Annotated in this window: 16 protein-coding genes; 5 read left to right on the plus strand and 11 right to left on the minus strand. The window is 74.7% G+C overall.

What is annotated here, in order from left to right:
- Positions 1-35: 35 nt before the first annotated feature.
- Positions 36-1673: an ABC-F family ATP-binding cassette domain-containing protein gene (locus tag MLV88_RS01425; protein ID WP_242333509.1), complete on the minus strand. Its 1638-nt coding sequence runs from the start codon at positions 1671-1673 to the stop codon at positions 36-38.
- Positions 1674-1731: 58 nt separating this feature from the next.
- Positions 1732-2688: a YeiH family protein gene (locus tag MLV88_RS01430; protein ID WP_242333511.1), complete on the minus strand. Its 957-nt coding sequence runs from the start codon at positions 2686-2688 to the stop codon at positions 1732-1734.
- Between the two features lie 97 nt (positions 2689-2785).
- Between MLV88_RS01430 and MLV88_RS01435 the strand changes: the two genes are divergently transcribed.
- Positions 2786-3166, plus strand: coding sequence for a DUF309 domain-containing protein (locus MLV88_RS01435; protein ID WP_242333514.1), 381 nt, complete (start codon positions 2786-2788; stop codon positions 3164-3166).
- A gap of 34 nt (positions 3167-3200) precedes the next feature.
- Here the strand turns inward: MLV88_RS01435 and pabB are convergent, their stop codons facing one another.
- Positions 3201-4928 carry an aminodeoxychorismate synthase component I gene (gene pabB, locus MLV88_RS01440; protein ID WP_242333517.1) on the minus strand — a complete coding sequence of 576 codons (1728 nt, stop codon included), beginning with the start codon at positions 4926-4928 and terminating at the stop codon, positions 3201-3203.
- Between the two features lie 177 nt (positions 4929-5105).
- On the opposite strand from pabB, the gene MLV88_RS01445 reads away from it, so the two are divergent.
- Positions 5106-5822: a hypothetical protein gene (locus MLV88_RS01445; RefSeq protein WP_242333520.1), complete on the plus strand. Its 717-nt coding sequence runs from the start codon at positions 5106-5108 to the stop codon at positions 5820-5822.
- A 94-nt stretch (positions 5823-5916) separates the two neighbouring features.
- Here the strand turns inward: MLV88_RS01445 and MLV88_RS01450 are convergent, their stop codons facing one another.
- From MLV88_RS01450 to MLV88_RS01460, 3 genes are all read right to left on the minus strand, one after another.
- On the minus strand, positions 5917-7542 hold the full coding sequence (locus MLV88_RS01450) for an SDR family NAD(P)-dependent oxidoreductase (RefSeq protein WP_243336641.1): 1626 nt from the start codon (positions 7540-7542) through the stop codon (positions 5917-5919).
- 98 nt (positions 7543-7640) lie between these two features.
- Entirely contained in the window at positions 7641-8999 is a 1359-nt protein-coding gene (locus MLV88_RS01455) for an NAD(P)/FAD-dependent oxidoreductase (protein WP_242333526.1), read from the minus strand.
- 114 nt (positions 9000-9113) lie between these two features.
- Positions 9114-9788 (minus strand): YceI family protein, encoded by a 675-nt coding sequence (locus MLV88_RS01460; RefSeq protein ID WP_243336649.1) that lies wholly within the window; start codon positions 9786-9788, stop codon positions 9114-9116.
- Between the two features lie 161 nt (positions 9789-9949).
- Here MLV88_RS01460 and MLV88_RS01465 point away from each other — a divergent pair, with 161 nt between their 5' ends.
- Entirely contained in the window at positions 9950-10669 is a 720-nt protein-coding gene (locus MLV88_RS01465; protein ID WP_243336650.1) for a hypothetical protein, read from the plus strand.
- Positions 10670-10681: 12 nt separating this feature from the next.
- Here the strand turns inward: MLV88_RS01465 and MLV88_RS01470 are convergent, their stop codons facing one another.
- On the minus strand, positions 10682-11128 hold the full coding sequence (locus MLV88_RS01470; RefSeq protein WP_243336653.1) for a plastocyanin/azurin family copper-binding protein: 447 nt from the start codon (positions 11126-11128) through the stop codon (positions 10682-10684).
- A gap of 285 nt (positions 11129-11413) precedes the next feature.
- On the opposite strand from MLV88_RS01470, the gene MLV88_RS01475 reads away from it, so the two are divergent.
- Positions 11414-12316, plus strand: a complete 903-nt coding sequence (locus MLV88_RS01475) for an alpha/beta hydrolase (RefSeq protein ID WP_243336655.1) — start codon at positions 11414-11416, stop codon at positions 12314-12316.
- On the opposite strand, the gene MLV88_RS01480 is transcribed toward MLV88_RS01475, so the two are convergent.
- Complete coding sequence (locus MLV88_RS01480; protein WP_242371618.1) at positions 12287-13483, minus strand: acyltransferase family protein; 1197 nt, start codon at positions 13481-13483, stop codon at positions 12287-12289. The two genes, MLV88_RS01475 and MLV88_RS01480, sit on opposite strands and share 30 nt — an antisense overlap.
- 234 nt (positions 13484-13717) lie before the next feature.
- Here MLV88_RS01480 and MLV88_RS01485 point away from each other — a divergent pair, with 234 nt between their 5' ends.
- Positions 13718-14812, plus strand: a complete 1095-nt coding sequence (locus tag MLV88_RS01485; RefSeq protein WP_242333543.1) for a metallophosphoesterase family protein — start codon at positions 13718-13720, stop codon at positions 14810-14812.
- A gap of 51 nt (positions 14813-14863) precedes the next feature.
- On the opposite strand, the gene MLV88_RS01490 is transcribed toward MLV88_RS01485, so the two are convergent.
- The 3 genes from MLV88_RS01490 to MLV88_RS01500 all read right to left on the minus strand — a co-directional run bounded on the left by MLV88_RS01490 (position 14864) and on the right by MLV88_RS01500 (position 17765).
- Positions 14864-15628, minus strand: a complete 765-nt coding sequence (locus MLV88_RS01490) for a transglycosylase SLT domain-containing protein (protein ID WP_242333546.1) — start codon at positions 15626-15628, stop codon at positions 14864-14866.
- 71 nt (positions 15629-15699) lie between these two features.
- Positions 15700-15846, minus strand: a complete 147-nt coding sequence (locus MLV88_RS01495) for a hypothetical protein (protein WP_242333549.1) — start codon at positions 15844-15846, stop codon at positions 15700-15702.
- A gap of 233 nt (positions 15847-16079) precedes the next feature.
- Complete coding sequence (locus tag MLV88_RS01500; protein ID WP_242355637.1) at positions 16080-17765, minus strand: DUF4091 domain-containing protein; 1686 nt, start codon at positions 17763-17765, stop codon at positions 16080-16082.
- Positions 17766-18024: the final 259 nt, after the last annotated feature.

Here is an 18024-nt window from a genome sequence, read left to right on the forward strand (position 1 = left end):
GCTCGCGCGGGGCGGCCGCGGGGCCCGCGCCTCGACTAGCGCGCCGCCCCGAGGTGCCGGAGCCCCGGCCCCTCGCGGCCGGTGCGCGCCACGTACTCCCCGTAGCCGCCGCCGTAGGCGATCGGGCCCTCGGCCGTGAGCTCCAGGACGCGGTTCGTGAGCGCGGAGAGGAAGCGCCGGTCGTGGGACACGAGCAGCATCGTCCCCTCGTACCCCGCGAGCGCCCGCACCAGCATCTCCTTGGTCGAGACGTCGAGGTGGTTCGTGGGCTCGTCGAGCACGAGGAAGTTCGGCGGATCGTAGAGGAGCTTCGCGAGGACGAGCCGCGCCTTCTCGCCGCCGGAGAGCACCTTGCAGCGCTTCTCGATCTCGTCGCCGGAGAAGCCGAAGCAGCCCGCGAGCGTGCGCAGGGAGCCTATCGAGGCGCGCGGGAAGGCGTCCTGGAGCGTCTCCCAGACCGTCCGGTGGGGGGCGAGCAGCTCCATCGCGTGCTGGGCGAAGTAGCCCATCTTCACGCTCCCGCCCACCGCGACGGTGCCCGCGTCCGGCGCCGTCTCGCCGGCGACCATCTTGAGCAGGGTCGACTTGCCCGCGCCGTTCGCGCCGAGCACGCACCAGCGCTCGCCGCGGCGCACGAGGAAGTCGAGGCCGCCGTGGACGACGCGCGCCCCGTACCGCTTGACGACCCCGGCGAGCTTCGCCACGTCCTCGCCGGAGCGGGGCGCGGCGCGGAACTCGAAGTCGACGGTCTTGCGGACGCGCGGCGGCTCGACCTTCTCGATCTTGTCGAGCTTCTTCACGCGCGACTGCACCTGCGCCGCGTGGGACGCCCGCGCCTTGAACCGCTCGATGAACGCGAGCTCCTTCTTGAGCATCGCCTGCTGGCGGTCGAACTGCGCCTGCTGGTGCGCGTCCGCGATGGCGCGCTCGCGCTCGTAGAGGTCGTAGTTGCCGGAGTACGTGGTGAGCTCGCCGCCGTCGATCTCGACGATCTTGGAGACGACCCGGTTCATGAACTCCCGATCGTGGGAGGTCATGAGGATCGCGCCGTCGTAGGCCTGGAGGAACTCCTCGAGCCAGATGATCGACTCGAGGTCGAGGTGGTTCGAGGGCTCGTCGAGGAGCATCGCGTCGGGCCGCATGAGGAGGATGCGCGCGAGGGCGACGCGCATCTTCCAGCCGCCGGAGAGCGCCCCGACGTCGCCGTCCATCATCTCCGGCGTGAAGCCGAGGCCGCCCAGGATCTCCCGCGCGCGCGCCTCGAGCGCGTAGCCGCCGAGCTCGTCGAAGCGGGCCTGCACGTTCCCGAACCGCTCGACGAGCTCCTCCAGCTCGTCGGCGCGGGCGGGATCGGCGAGGGCGTGCTCGAGCGCGTGCAGCTCGGCCGCGACCGCCGACACCGGGCCGGCGCCGTCCATCGTCTCCTCGACGGCGCTCCGCCCGGACATCTCCCCCACGTCCTGGGAGAAGTGGCCCACGGTGACGCCGCGGTCGATCGAGACGTTGCCCTCGTCCGGCTCCTCCTCGCGGGTCACGAGCCGGAACAGGGTGGACTTCCCGGCGCCGTTCGGCCCGACGAGGCCGATCTTCTCGCCGCGGTGGAGGACGGCCGACGCCTCGACGAAGAGGAGCTGCCGGCCGTGCTGCTTGGAGATGCCGTCGAAGCGGATCACGGGACGGGCGTTTTCGCACGCCGCGGGCCCCGCTTCAACCCGCCCGGGCGCGGGCGCGTCAGGAGATCCAGCCCTCCCGCACGGCGAGGAGCGTGGCGCCTCCCATGGCGAGCCACAGGAGGACCCCGTGCGCGAGCGGGCGCGCCCCGACCTCGCGGAGCGCCTCGCGCGAGAGGTTCGCGCCGACGAGGAAGAGCGTGAGGACGAGCGCCCGCCGGGCGGCGAGCGCCAGGGCGCCCGCCACGGGGGCGGCGGCGGGGACGAACGTCGCGATCGCCGCGGCGACGACGAAGCCCGCGATGAACCCGGGGAAGGAAGCGCGGCCCGCCGCCGCCCGCCCCGCGCGCCGCTCCAGCGCCGCGAGGCCGACCGTGACGGGGAGGATCCAGAGGGCGCGCGCGAGCTTCACCGCCGTGGCCACCTCCAGCGCGCGCGGCCCGTACTGCAGGGCGGCGCCGACCACCGAGCTCGTGTCGTGGATGGCGAGCGCCGCCCAGACGCCGAAGGGCGCCTCGGCGAGCCCCGCGGCGTGCCCGAGCGGCGGCGCGACCACGAGGGCCACCGCGTTCAGGAGGAACACCGTCCCGAGCGCGACCGTGACCTCGCGGTCGTCCGCCTGGATGGCCGGCGCCGCGGCGGCGATCGCGCTGCCGCCGCAGATCGCCGTGCCGACCGTGATGAGGAGGCCGGTCTTGCCGCGCACCCGGAGCGCCCGGACCATGAGCGTGCCGAGCGCGAAGGCGGCGGCGATGGTGACCACGGTGTACCCGAAGCCGCGCGCCCCGGCCCGGGCGACGGCGCCGAGGTCCATCCCGAAGCCGAGCCCGACGACCGCGAGCGGCAGCAGCTTCTTCGAGAGGCGGTGCGTGAGCGCCTGGGCGGGGTTCCCGACCGCGAGCGCGATCGCCGCGCCCGCGAGGAGCGCGCCGGCGGACGAGGCGGCGAGGGCGGCCCACGCGGCGCCGGCGAGGAGGAGCGCGTGCCCGAGCCCCGGGCGACTCGCGTCGTCGGTCATGGCGCGCAGCCATACCTCCGATCCGCACCTGGACGGGAGCGAAAAACCTCGGCGCCACCGCGTCGCGCCGCCGCGAAGCGCGCGCTAGACGAGGAGGATGGCACGGCCTCCGGACACGCTCTCCGCGGACACGCGCGCCGCGCTCGACGCGGGCGTGCGCCTCTTCGACGATGGGCGGTTCTTCGACGCGCACGAGGTGTGGGAGGACGCGTGGCGCGACGAGGCCGGGGCGCCGAGGCTCGCGCTCCAGGGGCTCATCCAGATCGCCGCGGGCTTCCACAAGGGCCTCGTGCAGGGCCGGCCGGCGGGGATGGTGCGGCTCCTCGGCGCCGGGCTCGGGAAGCTCGAGGCGAGCGGCGGGGTGGGCGGGCTCGCGCTCTCCACGTTCGTGGTCGAGGTGGAGCGCTGGCGAGCCGCCGCGAGGCGGTGGGCCGAGGGAGGGGAGCAGCCGCGAATGCGGGTCCCCAGGCTGCGGTGAAGCTCGGTGCCCGGCGCAGGGGCTCGGGACGCCGTCACGGCACGTACCGGATCGGCACCCATCCGCGCACCGAGTTCACGAGCCACAGCCGCGCGGCGCGGGCGAGGTCCTCGGGGCGGAGCACCGCCTCGCGCACCTCGCCGCGCTCGAGGAGCTCGGCGCGCATGGTCCCGGCGAGGAGCCCGGCGTCGACGGGCGGCGTGAGCCGCTCGCCGCCGACCTCGACGACCAGGTTTCCGATGGTGAGCTCGGTCAGCTCGCCCTCCGCGTTCTGCAGGATCACGTCGAACGCCTCCGGCCGCTCGGCGCGGCGGGACGCGTACACCTCGCGCCGGGTCGTCTTGTGGAAGAGGAGCCGATCGGCGCGATCCACCGGGGCGCGCGCCAGCGTCACGGGGAGCGGGGCCTGCGCGGGCGGCGGCAGCGGCGCCGCCTCGGTGCGGGGGCGGCCGTCGAGCCCCACGAGGAGGCGAATTCGTGCCCCCTCCGCCGGCGCGCGCGACGCCTCCGCCTCGAGCGCCGCTCGCACCGCCGCGAGCTCCAGCGGGATGCCGAGGTAGCGCGCCGAGCCCGCGAGCCGGGCGAGGTGCCGCTCGAGGCGCGCGTACGCGCCGCCGAAGAGCCGGAGCGTCTCGAGGAGCTGGAGGTCGTCCGCGGGCTCCGAGAGCACCGCCGCCTTCGCCATCGCCTCGTCCCACTCGCGCTCCGGGTCCGAGCCCCAGGTGATCCCGCCGCCGACGCCGTACGTCGCGGCGCCGGACTCGAGGTCGAGGTCCAGCGTGCGGATGGCGACGTCGAACACCGCGTCGCCGCCCGGCGCGACCACGCCGACGGCGCCGCAGTACGGGCCGCGCGGGCTCCGCTCCAGGTCCGCGATGAGCTTCGTGGCGGCGATCTTGGGCGCGCCGGTCACCGAGCCGCACGGGAACAGCGCGGCGAACAGCTCGGCGAGGCCGGCCGAGGGTCGAAGCCGAGCCTCGACGGTCGAGGTGAGCTGCAGCACGGTGGGGTAGCGCTCGACCGTGAAGAGCTCCCCCACCCGCACCGAGCCGACCCGCGCCACCCGGCCGAGATCGTTCCGGAGCAGATCCACGATCATGACGTTCTCGGCGCGCTCCTTCGGCGAGGCCGCGAGCGCGGCGGCGGCCCGCTCGTCCTCGGCGAGGTCGCGCCCGCGCCGGGCGGTCCCCTTCATCGGCCGGACCTCCACCCGATCCCCCTGCCGATAGAAGAACAGCTCCGGCGAGGCGGAGAGGATCGCCCGCCCGTCCACGACGAGACAGCCAGTGAAGCCGCCTCCCTGGGCGCGGCGGAGGCGCTCGTACAGCGCGAAGGGATCGCCCGTGAACCGGCCCCGCATCCGGAAGGTGAGGTTCACCTGGTAGGCGTCGCCGCGGCCGAGCGCGGCGCGCACGGCCTCCACGTCCGCGACGTGCTGCGCGCGCGTGACCTCCGGCGCGAGGTCATCCACGCGGGCCGCCGCGACCTCCGCCGCGGAAGGAGCCGCTGCGGTCGCGGGCGCGTCGTGGATCCCGAACCAGACGAGGGGGCCGGAGCCGCGGCGCACCGCGATCGCGGGATCGAGGCCGGGCGCCGCCTCGTACGACACGAACCCCGCCGCCCAGCGGCCGCGCCGCGCCTCCGCCTCCACCTCGACGAGCGCGGCGCGGACGCGCCGGACGTCGTCGGTCGCGATCACGCGCGCGGGTTCCCCGAAGTCGAGGCGGCCGAACGGGGCGAGATCGAGGCGGGCGCTACGCACCCCCGCCATCCTAGCGGCGGCGACCTCCGCCGTTCGCAGTTCCTCGCGCCGCCTCGGCGATCGGTGAACATGCCATGACGCGGAGCGGCATCGCCATCGCCCCCGGCGGCGCCGCGCCACTCGGATTGCGGACCCTGCGTCGCGGCCCCAGGTTGGGGATAGGACGAGGGGGGAGCCATGAAAACGTGGAAGAGGTATGCGCTGCCGGGCGCGGCACTCCTGGCAGTGGCGGCGAGCGGGTGCGCGACCGGCCGCCAGGCGAAGGGTGAGAACCCGGCTGCGGAGCGGGTCTCGGAGTCGCAGCGCCAGTCGAAGGAGGCGCTGAGCGCGGCGCAGAAGGCGCAGGAGAAGGCCACCGACCAGCAGAAGCGCGCCGCGACCGCGCAGGCGGACGTGAGGGAAGCGCAGCGCAGGCTGAACGAGGCGCAGCAGCGTGCCCAGCAGGAGACGATGAAGGCCGAGCAGGCGCAGCGGGAGGCGAACCTCGCGATCCAGCAGTCGACGCAGCAGGCGCAGCAGGCGCAGCAGGAGGCCTCACGGCAGCTCTCCCAGCAGCAGCGGCTCGTGAGCCGCGGTGAGCAGATCCTGGGTGGCCAGGTGAAGCAGGCGACCGCCAACCAGGTCGTGGTGCAGCCGCCCGGCGGCGACCCGATGACCTTCCAGATCACGAACCGGACGCGCGTCCAGATCGACGGCCAGCAGGCCTCCGCGGCTCAGATCACCCCGGGTGAAGATGCGCGCGTCGCGTACGAGATGACCGGCACCCAGCCGACCGCCGTGCTCGTGCAGGTCGTGACCGGCAACCCCGCGGCGCCCGGCGCGTCGCCGCCCGCGAGCCAGACGGGCACCGGCGGCACGGGCAGCGGCACGACGCCGCCCGCGCCGACGCGTTGAGCGCGAGACCGATCGGACGTCCGCTCGTGGCGAGCCGCCGAGCCACGAGCGGACCTCGCCGCCGCGCCGAGCTCGCGTGGGGCATCGTCCCCCGTCACCACGGCGTCGGGCGATAGTCCTTGAAGAACAGGCCGGCCTCGTGCCGGCCGGTGCGGAAGCCGTCGAAGATGGGCGCCACGATCCGGGCCGCCCCGTCGACGATGTCGAGCGGCGGCGAGAAGGCGTGCTCCTCGACCTTGCGCGCGGCGAGGTGGGCGGGGTCCTCGTCCGTCACCCACCCCGTGTCGACCGCGTTGAGGTGGATGCCGTCCCGCGCGTAGTCGCCCGCGCTCGTGCGCACGATCATGTTGAGCGCGGCCTTGGCCATGTTCGTGTGGGGGTGCTTGTCGGTCTTGTGCTCGCGGTAGAACTGCCCCTCCATCGCCGACACGAGCACGACGTGCTTCGCCGGGTCGCCGCTCGTCGCGGTCTCGGGCGGCGCCGCGCGCGCGCGGAGCATGAGGGCCTTCAGCCGCGCGGTCATCACGAACGGCGCGGTCGCGTTCACGAGCAGCACCTCGAGCAGCTCGAGCGTGGGGACCTCGTGCAGCGTGAGCCGCCAGGAGTTGTGGCTGCGGAGATCCACCTGCTGGAGATCCTGGTCGAGGACCCCGCGCGGGAAGAGCTCGAGCGCGCTCTTGCCGGAGAGCAGCGGGCCTTCGTCGCCGGGCGCCTGCGAGAGGAGCGCCGGCCGCGTCACCCCCGCCGCCCGGCGGTGATCCGCGAGCGCCGCCTTGAGCGCCTCGTGCTCGCGCAGCAGCGCGCGCTCGCCCTCGGGCAGCGCCGCGAGCGGGGCCTCCTCGCGCTCGAGGAGGTGCGCATAGAAGCCCGGCGGGCGGCGCACGGTCTGGCAGGCGTTGTGGAGCTGGAAGTCGAGCCGCGGGAGGGTCGCGTCCAGCCGCTGGCAGAGCAGCTCGACGCTCGGGGTGTGGCGGAGGTCGACGCCGTGGATCGTGAGCCGATCCCTCCAGGCCTCGAAGTCCGGCTCGCGCGCGTAGCGCGCGGCGGCGTCCCGCGGGAAGCGCGTGCAGGCGACCACGCTGCAGCCGGCGCGGAGCAGGAGGATGGCGGCCTGGTAGCCGATCTTCACGCGCGCGCCGGTGACGAGGGCGACCCGCCCGCGGAGGTCCACCGTCGCGGTGCGCCGCGCGAGGTTCTCGTCGCCGCAGGCGCGGCACAGCTGGTCGTAGAACGGGTGGAGCCGGTGATACGGCGCCTTGCAGACGTAGCACTTGCGCGGCTCGGAGAGCTCCGGGCCGTCGCCCTCGCCGGCGTCCGGGGGCGCCCCGGCGGCCGGGCGGACCGCCCCCGCCTCCTCGGCGCCCGGGAGCCGCGGCCACCAGCCCGAGGCGTCGGCGCCCGCGGGCGGGAGCTCGGGGAGCGGCGTCTCGAACACCGGCGCTGCCCGCAGCTGCTGGATGCCGGTCCCCCTGCGCAGCGCCTCGTCGCGCGCCCTGCGCTCCACCCGCTCGTTCCGCAGGAGCGCCCGCTGGAGCTTCTTCCGCTGCTTGAGGTCCGGCCGCGCCACCTCGCCCGCGAGCTTCTGCAGCGTCGTCCGGGTCTCGGCGTCGAGGTCCGCGAGCACCGTCCGGTCGGCGGCGACGCGCGCGAGGACCCTCAGCGCGATCGCGAGGTCCTCGCCGGTGAGGGGCCGCCCGCCCTCTTCTCTCCGATCCGACATGGGGCCGGGTTCTAACCCGCGAGGGCCTCCCATCCAAAGCGCTGGGCTCGGGTCGCGGGGCGTGCGGTCGCCAGGCCGCGCGCCGCCACGACGGCCGCCTAGGTGTCCGGCCGTTCCGGATCGCTCTCGTTGGGCGGCCAGGCGTCCACGTCCGGCGGCGCCACCCCCGCGACGGCCCGGAACCGCTCCTCCTCCGGCGTCTCCAGGATGAGGCGCGTGCCGCGCTTGAAGGTCAGGTAGTGCCAGATCCACTGGAACATGACCGCCACCCGGTTCCGGAAGTCGATGAGGAACCAGATGTGGATGAAGAGCCAGGCGAACCAGGCGAGGACCCCGGTCAGGCGGAACCTCCAGAACCCGGCCACGGCGCGCCCGCGCCCGACCGTGGCCATGACGCCCTTGTCGAAGTAGGCGAACGGCCGGCGCGGCTTCCCCGCGAGCGTCGCGCGGAGGTTCCTCGCGGCGTGCTTGCCCTGCTGGATCGCGGCCGGCGCGACGCCGGGGATCGGCGTGCCGTCCTTCTTCCGCGCCGCCGCGAGGTCGCCGACGACGTAGATCTCCTCGTGCCCCGGGACCGTCAGGTCGGGGTTCACGACGACGCGCCCCGCGCCGTCGAGCGGCACCCCCAGCGTTCGCGCCAGCGGTGCACCGGCGACGCCGGCGGCCCAGAGCACGGTGCGGGCGGCCACGCGCTCCTCTCCGATCTGCACGCCGCGCGGGTCCACGCCGGTGACGCGCTTGCCCGTCCAGACGTGCACCCCGAGCCGCTCGAGCTCGCGCTGCGCCGCCGCCGAGAGCTCCGGCGGCAGCGCCGGGAGGATGCGCTCGGTGCCCTCGACCAGGATCACGCGCGCACGCTCGGTGGACACCGTCCGGAAGTCGCGCGGGATCGTGAAGCGGGCGATCTCCGCGAGCGCCCCCGCGAGCTCGACGCCGGTGGGGCCGCCGCCGACGACGACGAAGGTGAGGAGCGCCTCGCGGCGCTGGCGGTCCGGGTCCGCCTCCGCGCGCTCGAACGCGGTGAGCACGCGGCGGCGGATCTCCTCCGCGTCCTCCAGCGTCTTCAGCCCCGGCGCGAACCGGGCCCACTCGTCGTGGCCGAAGTAGGAGTGCGTCGCGCCGGCCGCCACGACGAGGTAGTCGTAGTCGAGCGCGAGGCCGTTCACGAGCCGCAGCCGCCTCGCGTCCGGCTCGATCGCCGCCGCCTCCGCGAGCAGCACGCGCGCGTTCCGCTGCCGCGACAGGACGTGCCGGATCGGCTCGGCGATGTCGCCGGGGTTCAGGGCCGCGGTCGCCACCTGGTAGAGCAGCGGCTGGAAGAGGTGGTGGTTGCGCCGGTCCACGAGCGTCACCTGCACCGGCGCGCGCGCGAGCCCCCGCGCCGCGTAGATCCCGGCGAAACCGCCCCCGACGATGACGACCCGTGGCGCTCGAGACTCGACCTGCTGCCCTTCCACCGCCGCTCCTCGCCCGGCGCTGCGGCGTTTCGCCGCGCGCCCAGAGCTCGCGAGCCGGCCAATTCGCGGGCCGGCGTGAAGGGGACTGCTTTACTCCACTATCGCGCCTGGGCGCTACGGCTCTCTTGCCGCGGCGCCCGGGCGCGGCTTCGCGGACGCCCCCCGGGGACCGGCGCGGTGCAACGTGAGGGCGATCTCGACGACGAGCTCGTCCTTGACGCCGACGGTCCCGCCGAACCCGCTGAACGGCTTGATCCCGAACGCCGTCTGCTTCACGTGCGCGTTCCCGCGGACGCTCCAGGCGTCCGCGCCCCGCTCCGCCTCGAAGTCGACGTCGGCGGGCGCGCTCCGGCCGCGGAGCGCGAGCGTGCCGTGCAGCGTTCCGCGGAGGTGCGCCCCGTCGGTCGAGCCGCGCTCGAGCTCGAGGCGCTGCGATCGGAACTCGATCCGCGGGTGATGCTCGGCGTCGAGGACGTCCGGCCCGCTCGCCTGCGCGTCCACCTTCCGGCGGTCGCCCTCGGACAGGCGCGGCTGCCGGTCGTGCAGCGAGCCGGCCGAGAGGATGACCTCGACCGAGGTGGACGCCGGGTCTCCGTCGGGGATGACCGCGCTCGCGCGCCACTCCGTGACCTCGAACGCGTGGTCGTGGGCGAAGCCGGAGAAGAGGCCCTTCTTCTGGACGTGCACGACGATGCGGCCGCTCGGCGGGAGCGCTTCCCACTCCCCCGCCGACGCCGCCGGAGCGACCGCCGCGAGACCGACCGCGAGCGCGAGCGAGAGGAACCTCACGGGCAGCTCCTCGTCACGGGAGGATCCCTTTCAAAGGGTGAGCGCGCGGGCGCACGATCCTTCGACGGGCCGGCGACGGGGCCGCTCCGGGCGAGACCTCGCGACCGGGACCGAACGTGGATACACAGCATGCCGGCAGGTGACGCGGCGAGGAGGACGACATGTTCCACGCGCTGGTGATGTCGGTGGTCTGCGCGACGGCGGGGAGCCTCTCCACGGCCCCCGCTCCCGCTCGGACGGTGCAGGCGGCGCTCCACCTCGAGCTCCTCGCGCCCGCCGGGGTGACCGCGAGCGCACCCGGCGACCTCGCGCTCCACCGTCCCGGGCTCGGCGAAGGCGAGCGAGCGCACCAGGATGCCGGCGAGCTCGCGCCGCCGGACGACGCCCGCGTGAGGAGCCTTCGCCGCTGGGAGCGCGCCCTCAAGTGGAGCACCGCCGGCGCGCTCCTCGCGACGAGCACCCTCGGGACGCTGGCCGCAATCAACCAGCCCACGGCGTTCGGGGACGGGCGCTGCCAGACCGGCCACCCCGTCCTCGGCACGTACGGCTGCGATCGCGGGCTGTCGACCCTCCACGGCACGAGCGGCGTCCTCTCCGCGACGCTCTACACCGCGAACGGCGTGCTCGCGCTCTCGCTCCCCGGCCCGGTGGGCCACGTCAGGCCGGCGGCCCGGCCCTGGCATCGCGCGCTCACCTACGTCCACCTCGGCGGGATCACCCTGCAGCCGATCCTCGGCCTCGTCTCGGCGTTTCCCCAGGTGATCGGGGTGCGCAACACCGCGCCCGGCGATCGGTTCCCCAAGAACACGCGCACCATCCACGTCGGCCTGGGCTACCTCACGGCCGCCGCCTACCTCGCGACGCTCGCGCTCGAGCAGTGACCGGCGGGCCACTCAGTAGCCTCCGCCGCCGCTGCCGCCCGGCGGCGCGGCGGGCTGCGCGGCCGCGTCGACGGTGATCGTGCCGTTCGGCGGCTTCATGGTCGCCGCGTGGACCGTGCAGTAGAAGGGGATCTTCGTCCCGTCGGGCGCGCTCGCGGGGATCGTGAAGGTCTTCTGGCCGTCGAAGGTGCCGGTGTCGAACGACACCCCCGCGACGGCGCCGGGAGTGAAGGCGTTCGCGGTCGCCTCGCTCGTCACCGAGTGCGGGACCGCGTCCTTGTTGAGGACCGTCACCGTCCCGCCGGGCGGCACGGACAGGCTCGCCAGGGAGAAGGTCATGTTGGAGATGGTGATGTAGAAGCCGGGCGTGGAGGGCGTGCTCGACGAGCTCGATCCTCCGCAGCCGGCCAGGACGCCCATCGCCACGGCGACGAGCCCGGCCCTCGTTCCAGCCTGCATACGCCCCTCCCTCTCCTCGCGCTTCGGCCCGCGCCTCCGGACCGCGCTCTCAGTCTTGGACGCGCGACGGACCGGTCCGGTTTCGCGGCCCGGTTGAGGCAGCCGGTCGTACCCCCCGCGAAGCGAGCGAGCGTGGCACGGCGCGTAGGCGCCGAGGAGGACGTGCCCGGCTGGCGCGGCCTCCCGGGCGCGGGCGGGAGGGAGCTTCGCCCTCGCGGCGGCGACCGGGCATCCGGGCGCTCCCGCGCTGTGGCCGTGACGACGCGCCGTTATCAAACGTCGCTCATGACGGAGCGCGTCGGGAGATCGATCGAGCGGCGGAGCGGCGCGGTGCGCGTCGCGCTCCTCGCGCTCGCCGCGCTGACGGTGCAGTGCGCGGGCGCGGCCGTGCGGCCACCGCCGAAGGACCTCGACGCCGAGCCCGTCGCGTTCCCCAGCGCCTCCGGCAGCGACATCCACGGCTGGTTCGTGCGCGGACGGCCGCGGGCCGGAGCGGTGGTGCTCCTGCACGGCATCGGCGCGAACCGGCTGACGATGGTGGACCGGGCGCGCTTCCTCAGCGCCGCCGGCTACTCCGTGCTGCTCATCGACTTCCGCGCGCACGGCGAGAGCCCGGGCGAGGAGTCCACCTACGGCGCGCTCGAGAGCCGCGACGCGCGCGCCGCGGTCGAGTTCGTGCGGAGCGCCCTCCCCGGCGAGCGGGTGGGCGTCATCGGGATCTCGATGGGAGGCGCCGCGGCGCTGCTCGGGGAGACGCCGCTCCCGGTGGAGGCGCTCGTGCTCGAGTCGGTCTACCCCACCATCCGGGACGCCGTGCGCGACCGGCTGCGCGCCTGGCTCGGGCCCATCGGCCCGCCCCTCACCTCGCTCGTGCTCCACTCGATCTTCCCGCGCGACGGCGTGCGGGCCGCGGACCTTCGGCCGATCGACCGGATCGGCGAGCAGACGGCGCCGGTGCTCGTCGCCGCCGGCACCGCCGACCGGTACACGACCCCGAGCGAGTCGCGGGCGCTCTTCGAGCGCGCCCGGTCGCCGAAGGAGCTCTGGGAGGTCGACAGGGCGGCGCACGTCGACCTGCACGCGTTCGCGCCCGCCGAGTACGAGCGACGCGTCGGCGCCTTCCTCGCGCGGCACCTGCGCGAGGCGGGGAGGGCCGCGTCACGCCTGGCTGGCGCGCACGGCGGCTGAGCGCCGCTTGAGCCCGAAGATCGGCCGGAGGAGGTCGCTCGAGGCGACGAGCGCGCAGAGGGCGAGCGTTGTCGCGAGCGAGGCCACGAAGATGAACGCGAACGCGGGCAGGATCCCGAGCCCCGCCCGCACGGCGAGGTACGCGAAGCCGACGACGATCGGCTGGTGCAGCACGTAGAACGGGAAGACCAGCTCTCCTGCGCGCAACGCCACCGTACGCCGGACGTCGAGGTGGCGGCGCGCGCCGCCGAGCAGCGCGAGCAGCCAGCAGGCGGCGCCGAACGCGTAGCCGCCCCACAGGAGCGCGCCGGCCGGGGAGCGCGGCGCGGGCAGGCGGTCCAGGAGGTGGCCGGGCCAGGCCCACACCGCGAGCGTCGCGGACGTCGCGAGCGCCAGGACGAGGGCCGCCTGCCAGCACCGGTCCAGCGCGCGCTTGAAGCCGTCCTCTCCCGCCAGCGCGAACCCGAACACGAACCCGGGGAGGAGCAGCGCCCGGTCGGACCAGTCCGCGGAGAGCGGCGGGGTGCCGGGGAAGACGACCTCGATCGCGATCCGGATCGCCACGTACGGCAGGACGAGCCAGATGAGCCCACCCGGCGCGTCGCACGGCGCCGCGATGCGCGCCATCGTGCGCCGGCCGGCGGGCGTGCGCAGCCACTGGAGGAGCGGCAGCGTGGCGAGCGAGAACGCGAGCAGGAAGACGACGAACCACAGGTGGTGCCAGCCGAAGTTCCCCCGCGGATAGAGGCCGTCGAAGAAGTGCGGGTAGAAGTCGAGGAACGACCCGCCGAACTGACCCTTCAGGCGGCGCTCGAGATACACCTGCGGCGGGACGAGCACGAGGAGCCCCGCGGCGAGGGGGAGCGCGAGGCGCAGGAGCCTGTCTTTGACGTACGCGCGGGTCGAGCGGCGCGCGAGCGCGTACCAGGTGCTCTCCCCGGCGAGCATCATGAAGAGGGGCATGATCCAGGGAGCGAAAAACAGGATCACCTCCCCCAGCCACTTCGTCCGCTCCGGGCTCGTGACGTGCCAGCTGTCCCAGGGGTTGAAGGGCTCCGCCGCGTGGATGAGGAACACGAGGAGCGCGCCCGCGACCTTGAGCCACTCCACGTCGGCGCGCCGGCGCGTCACGGTCCGTGCTGCGTCGGGGAGCAGGCGAGCGGGCATCGCTGCGATCGCCACGACGAACACGGTACGCTCAGGACGCTCGAGCGCTCAACGCGGGCGCCGGGGCGTGCGCCACCTCGCCCGGGCCGGGCGCTCGTCCGGGGAGCCCCCAGCGCGAGCGCCGTCCGTCCTCCGGGTTCGGGCGAGACTCGCGCCATGGCGTCCGGGGGCCATGGAGCGGACCCGAGGGAGCGGCCCGCTCGGGCCCCCGAGCCACGCCGAGGGGATCCGACGATGAACGCGGCGCATCTGAGGAGTGGCTCGGTCGCGCTCGTGGCCGCCGCGTTGCTCGCCTGCGTCCACGACGTGTACCGGGCCGAGCCGCTCGGCCCGCGCCCGGCCTCGCGCTCCGAGACGGAGCGCGTCCTCGTCTTCGGAGACTTCGGCTTCCAGTCGATCCCTCAGCGGCTCGTGGCGGGCGCGATGCGCCGCGCCACCCGCGCGCGCCCGTTCGACCTCGCGCTGGAGCTCGGCGACAACATCTACCACTGCGGCCCGGAGCCCACCCGACCGGGAGCGGAGACCTGCCGCTTCGCCGAGGACGGCCTGACCGTCGCGCCCGGCGCCTCGCCGCCGGACGACCCGCTCTTCCGCGTGAACGAGGCGCCGCTCGCGGGGCTGCGCGGGCGCCACGGCGGTCCTCTGCCGATCTACCTCGCGCTCGGGAACCACGACGTCGGCCTCGGGGGCGGGAGCTGCGCGCGGCCGGCGCTGGGCGAGGTCGAGGCCATGCGGCGGCGCGCGTGCCTCGCGGTCGCGCGCCGCTCGCCCGAGTGGCTCCAGCCGGCGCGCCACTACGTGCTCGACCGGGGCGACGTCCGCTTCGTCGTGCTCGACACGAACGTCGTCGTCCGGGACTACGGCGGCTTCACGCTCGAGGAGGAGCTCGCCTTCGTCCGCGAGGCGACCGCGCCGTGCGGCGCCGGGCGACTCTGCTTCCTCGTCGGCCACCACCCGCCGGCGGCGGTGCACTGGTACGGCACGCGCCGCCCGCTCCCCTACGGCGCGCGCATGGCGCGGCTCCTCGCCGCCGCCGGGGGCCGCGCCCGCGCGTTCTTCGCCGGCCACGTCCACGCCCTGGAGCACCTGACGCTCGACGGTCTCGAGGTGTTCGTCTCCGGCAGCACCGCGATGGGCAGCTTCGCGCACTTCACGACCCGCACGCCCGCCCGCGCCCAGGTCCGCTTCGCGACGACCGCCTGGGGCTACGCGGTGCTCGAGACGGACGGCCACGGCTACCGCGTCGACTTCTTCGACACGAGCGGGGTGGCGCTGCACTGCTGCCAGGCCGGCGCGGCGGGGGCCTGCCGGCCGGTCGCGTGCAAGTGACCCGCGCCAGGGAGTCCGAGCGCAGGGAGCCCGCCCGGGCGGGCGGCGCGATCAGAGGTCCACCGCCGCCATGCGCGCGAACGTCCGCGAGAGCGCCTCCACGCGATCCAGGTAGCCGCCGAGGTCGGTGTCTCCGCAGCGCTCGCCGGGCAGCGCCCGGAACCCGCGCGCCGCGAAGGCGGGGGCCCGCCCCCGGCCGCACAGATGGACGAGGGCGGCGAGGCGCGCGCCCTGCGCCACCGTCGCGCTGCGTCCTCCGAGCGCCTCCGCGATCGCCTCGTGCAGGAGCGCCGCCGTCATCTCGATGGCGTGGCTCGGGACGGTGCGGAAGTAGAGCGCGTTGAGCCAGCAGGCGCGCGGGTCGTACCAGGCGCCCTCGTGCGCCACCGCGTGGTCGTGAATGCAGAGGCGGCTCGCCTCCACGAACGTGCCGTCGGTGATCTGGAGGATCCCGACGGCGCTCGAGGCGGGCGCGTAGAGCTCGAGGGGGTTCCAGCTCCACCGCCAGCGCCAGTAGGTGCGCGCGAGCGGGTCTCCCGCGCTCTCGACCTGGACGAGCGCGGCGAGGAGCTCCGGACGGACGAGATCGGTCGAGTGCTCCTCGAAGAGCGCGCCGTACTCGGCCCAGGTCGCCTCGGGGGGCTTCGGGGAAGTCGGCGCGACGAGCCCGAGCAGCTCGGTCGGCTTGCGGATGACCTGGTAGGCGAAGTTGACCGCCGCGAGCGACGCGACGGCGAGGAGCACGACCACCGCGAGCGGCGGCGCCTCGCGCCGCCGGCTCCGGGCAGGCCTCCGCCTCGCGCGCCGTCTCGCCACGGCGCGAATGGTACCGCCACCCGACCCGGGCGCTACGATCTGGTGATCGCGGCGCGGGATCCAGCGACGGATCAGCGTCGATTGACGATGTTGAGGACGAGAGCCATCCGGCCCCCGGAGACCTTCAGCCTGGCGAAGCGACGGCGCGCGCGGATTCTCTGGCCCACGACGATGGCGGCAGCGGCGAGGACGAGCGCGGGCAACAGCGCGGACTGCATGGTCGGACCACTCCTGCAACGACGATCGCCGGTGTGAGCGCCGCGGGGCGCCTCTCGCGCTCCGCGACGCCCGGAGCCGGGCGACGCTCGGGTCGTTGTGATCGGGATCGTCCGCGGACGCGGCGCAGCACCCGCTGCGCTTCGTCCGAGGAACGTCGCGAGGCTAGTCCCGCGCGCCGCGTCGAGTCAAGCTACCGGCTGCTCGTCTGCCGGGGCGCGCGCGCATCCGTCCTTCACGGCAACGGGACGCCGCGAAGCTCCAAGATCCGGCGCGCGACGCGCTCGCGCGCGGCCATGAGCCGGGCGACGCCGGGGTCGGTCGAGGAGGCCGTCGGGAAGAGGTCGCTCGCGACGGCGGCCGCGAGGCCCGGGTCCCCGAGCCGCGAGAGCAGGCTCAGGTACTCGTAGTCCTCCATCCCCTCCCGGATCATCTTGAGGCGGATCGACGCGACTGGGACGTGGGTCGCGCCGCCGATCTTGGCCGGCGTGCCCGGGTAGAAGAGCGTCCCGTCGCCGTTGCCGTCGAACTCCCACTGGCTCGTCCAGGGATCGCCGGAGAGGTACGCGTAGGTCGTGTCCCAGTACAGCTCGCCCGTCGCCCGGTACACGAAGTCGAGCCACTGCATGGCTCGGTTCCGCACCGCCGACGCGTCGATCATGTAGCTCGGCCAGCCGGTGTCGTACGCGGAGCTGCTCCCGCAGCCGTGGCTCATGCAGCTCTGGTAGAGCCAGACCTCGTTCAGCGGATCGGCGGCGAGGAACGGGTCGTACTTGCTGCGCTGGTTCCCCGCGTAGGTGCCGGACTTGTCGTCCATGAAGTTCACCACCGGCACGAGGAGATCCAGCACCGGGGAGATCCCGTTCGCGTCCGCCTGCTGGATGGTGGTGGTGACGAGCGTCCGGAACTCCCGGTCGGCCGTCTTCGCCGCCCGGGCGCGGGTGAGCACGTCCGCGAAGGTGCAGCCCTGGTACGGCGGCTCGTCGCACGTGTACTGGAAGAGCCGCTCGAACCAGCCCGGCCGTGACCGGTAGCGCGTCGCCCAGCGCGCGAGGTTCGCCACGTCCTCGAGGTTGCCGAGGTACTCGACGGCGGTCAGCCGCGCGCCGGCGAGCCGCGTCGGGGCGGTCCCGTCCATCAGCGGACGGTAGTAGCGGTCGAAGTGGTCGAGGTCGTTCCACTGTCCGTCATCGTGACGCGAGAGGGAGAGGCGGTGGTCGAGCGCGAGCTGGCCGTAGCGAGCGCGCAGCGTCGCGAACGCGGCCACGTCCGACGCGCTGATGCCGTGGCCGGCGGGGAGCGTCCCCCACATGAGGCCGAAGGCCGTGCGGAGCGTCGAGGTCGAGGGCAGCTCGAAGTCCCACACCGTGAGCTCGACCGGCACGACCGTGGAGCGCCCCGAGGCGTCCACGCGGAGCTCCCCTCGGTAGAGCCCGGGGGCGGCGCCGCGCGGCACGAACACCTCCACCCAGATCGCCCGGCTCTCGCCGCCCCGGACGTCGAAGGGGAACGCGTTCCGCCGCTCCCCGACGATCTCGTCCACGTCCGGGACGAGGGCGTCGGGGAAGCGCCCGGTGGCGCCGTCGGGCGCGGACGGCCGCGTCAGGTTGATGAGGGCCTCGCGGTAGAGCCGGACGCCGGCGATGACGGCGCCGCCCGGGCCCGAGAGCGTGGACGCGCTCGCGCGCACGCCCCGGGCGTTGCCGGTGACGACCACCTGGAAGGCCTCGAACTCGTTCCGGGCGGCGGAGATCCGTGCGACCGAGGTCGCGCGCGCGGGGTCGCCCGGACGGATCTTCTCGGTCGCCGAAGCGACCCAGATCTTCGCGGCCGGCGCGGCCCGGGCGTGCGCGGGGAGCAGGGCGAGGATGAGGAGCGCGCACGAGGCCAGCGCGCGGGATCGACTGCCGTGACTCGTCATGGGGGCTCTCCTGCAGGCGAGTCGCCGTCTACCCGACCCATCTACCCTCGCTCGCCCGTCCCATGGCCTTCGCATGGACGGAGCGCGCGAAGCCTCCCCCGTTCGCCTCCCTGCCGACCCGGTTCGCTCTCCTCGAGCGCGGCTCGAAGCGAATACGAGCTGTTTCAGCTCACGCCGGATGCCTCGTGGATTTCGGGCGCTCGCCGGCCGTGGCCGCGAGCGATGGCTCGCCCGGCCGCCCGTGCCACGGGCGAGCGAG

Source organism: Anaeromyxobacter soli, assembly GCF_022808855.1.
GTDB lineage: Bacteria > Myxococcota > Myxococcia > Myxococcales > Anaeromyxobacteraceae > Anaeromyxobacter > Anaeromyxobacter soli.

Coding starts and splice junctions, on each gene's coding strand:
- MLV88_RS01430 (WP_242333511.1), bottom strand. CDS start 2,688: ATGACCGACGACGCGAGTCGCCCGGGGCTCGGGCACGCGCTCCTCCTC.
- MLV88_RS01435 (WP_242333514.1), top strand. CDS start 2,786: ATGGCACGGCCTCCGGACACGCTCTCCGCGGACACGCGCGCCGCGCTC.
- MLV88_RS01445 (WP_242333520.1), top strand. CDS start 5,106: ATGAAAACGTGGAAGAGGTATGCGCTGCCGGGCGCGGCACTCCTGGCA.
- MLV88_RS01450 (WP_243336641.1), bottom strand. CDS start 7,542: ATGTCGGATCGGAGAGAAGAGGGCGGGCGGCCCCTCACCGGCGAGGAC.
- MLV88_RS01465 (WP_243336650.1), top strand. CDS start 9,950: ATGTTCCACGCGCTGGTGATGTCGGTGGTCTGCGCGACGGCGGGGAGC.
- MLV88_RS01470 (WP_243336653.1), bottom strand. CDS start 11,128: ATGCAGGCTGGAACGAGGGCCGGGCTCGTCGCCGTGGCGATGGGCGTC.
- MLV88_RS01475 (WP_243336655.1), top strand. CDS start 11,414: ATGACGGAGCGCGTCGGGAGATCGATCGAGCGGCGGAGCGGCGCGGTG.
- MLV88_RS01480 (WP_242371618.1), bottom strand. CDS start 13,483: ATGCCCGCTCGCCTGCTCCCCGACGCAGCACGGACCGTGACGCGCCGG.
- MLV88_RS01485 (WP_242333543.1), top strand. CDS start 13,718: ATGAACGCGGCGCATCTGAGGAGTGGCTCGGTCGCGCTCGTGGCCGCC.
- MLV88_RS01495 (WP_242333549.1), bottom strand. CDS start 15,846: ATGCAGTCCGCGCTGTTGCCCGCGCTCGTCCTCGCCGCTGCCGCCATC.
- MLV88_RS01500 (WP_242355637.1), bottom strand. CDS start 17,765: ATGACGAGTCACGGCAGTCGATCCCGCGCGCTGGCCTCGTGCGCGCTC.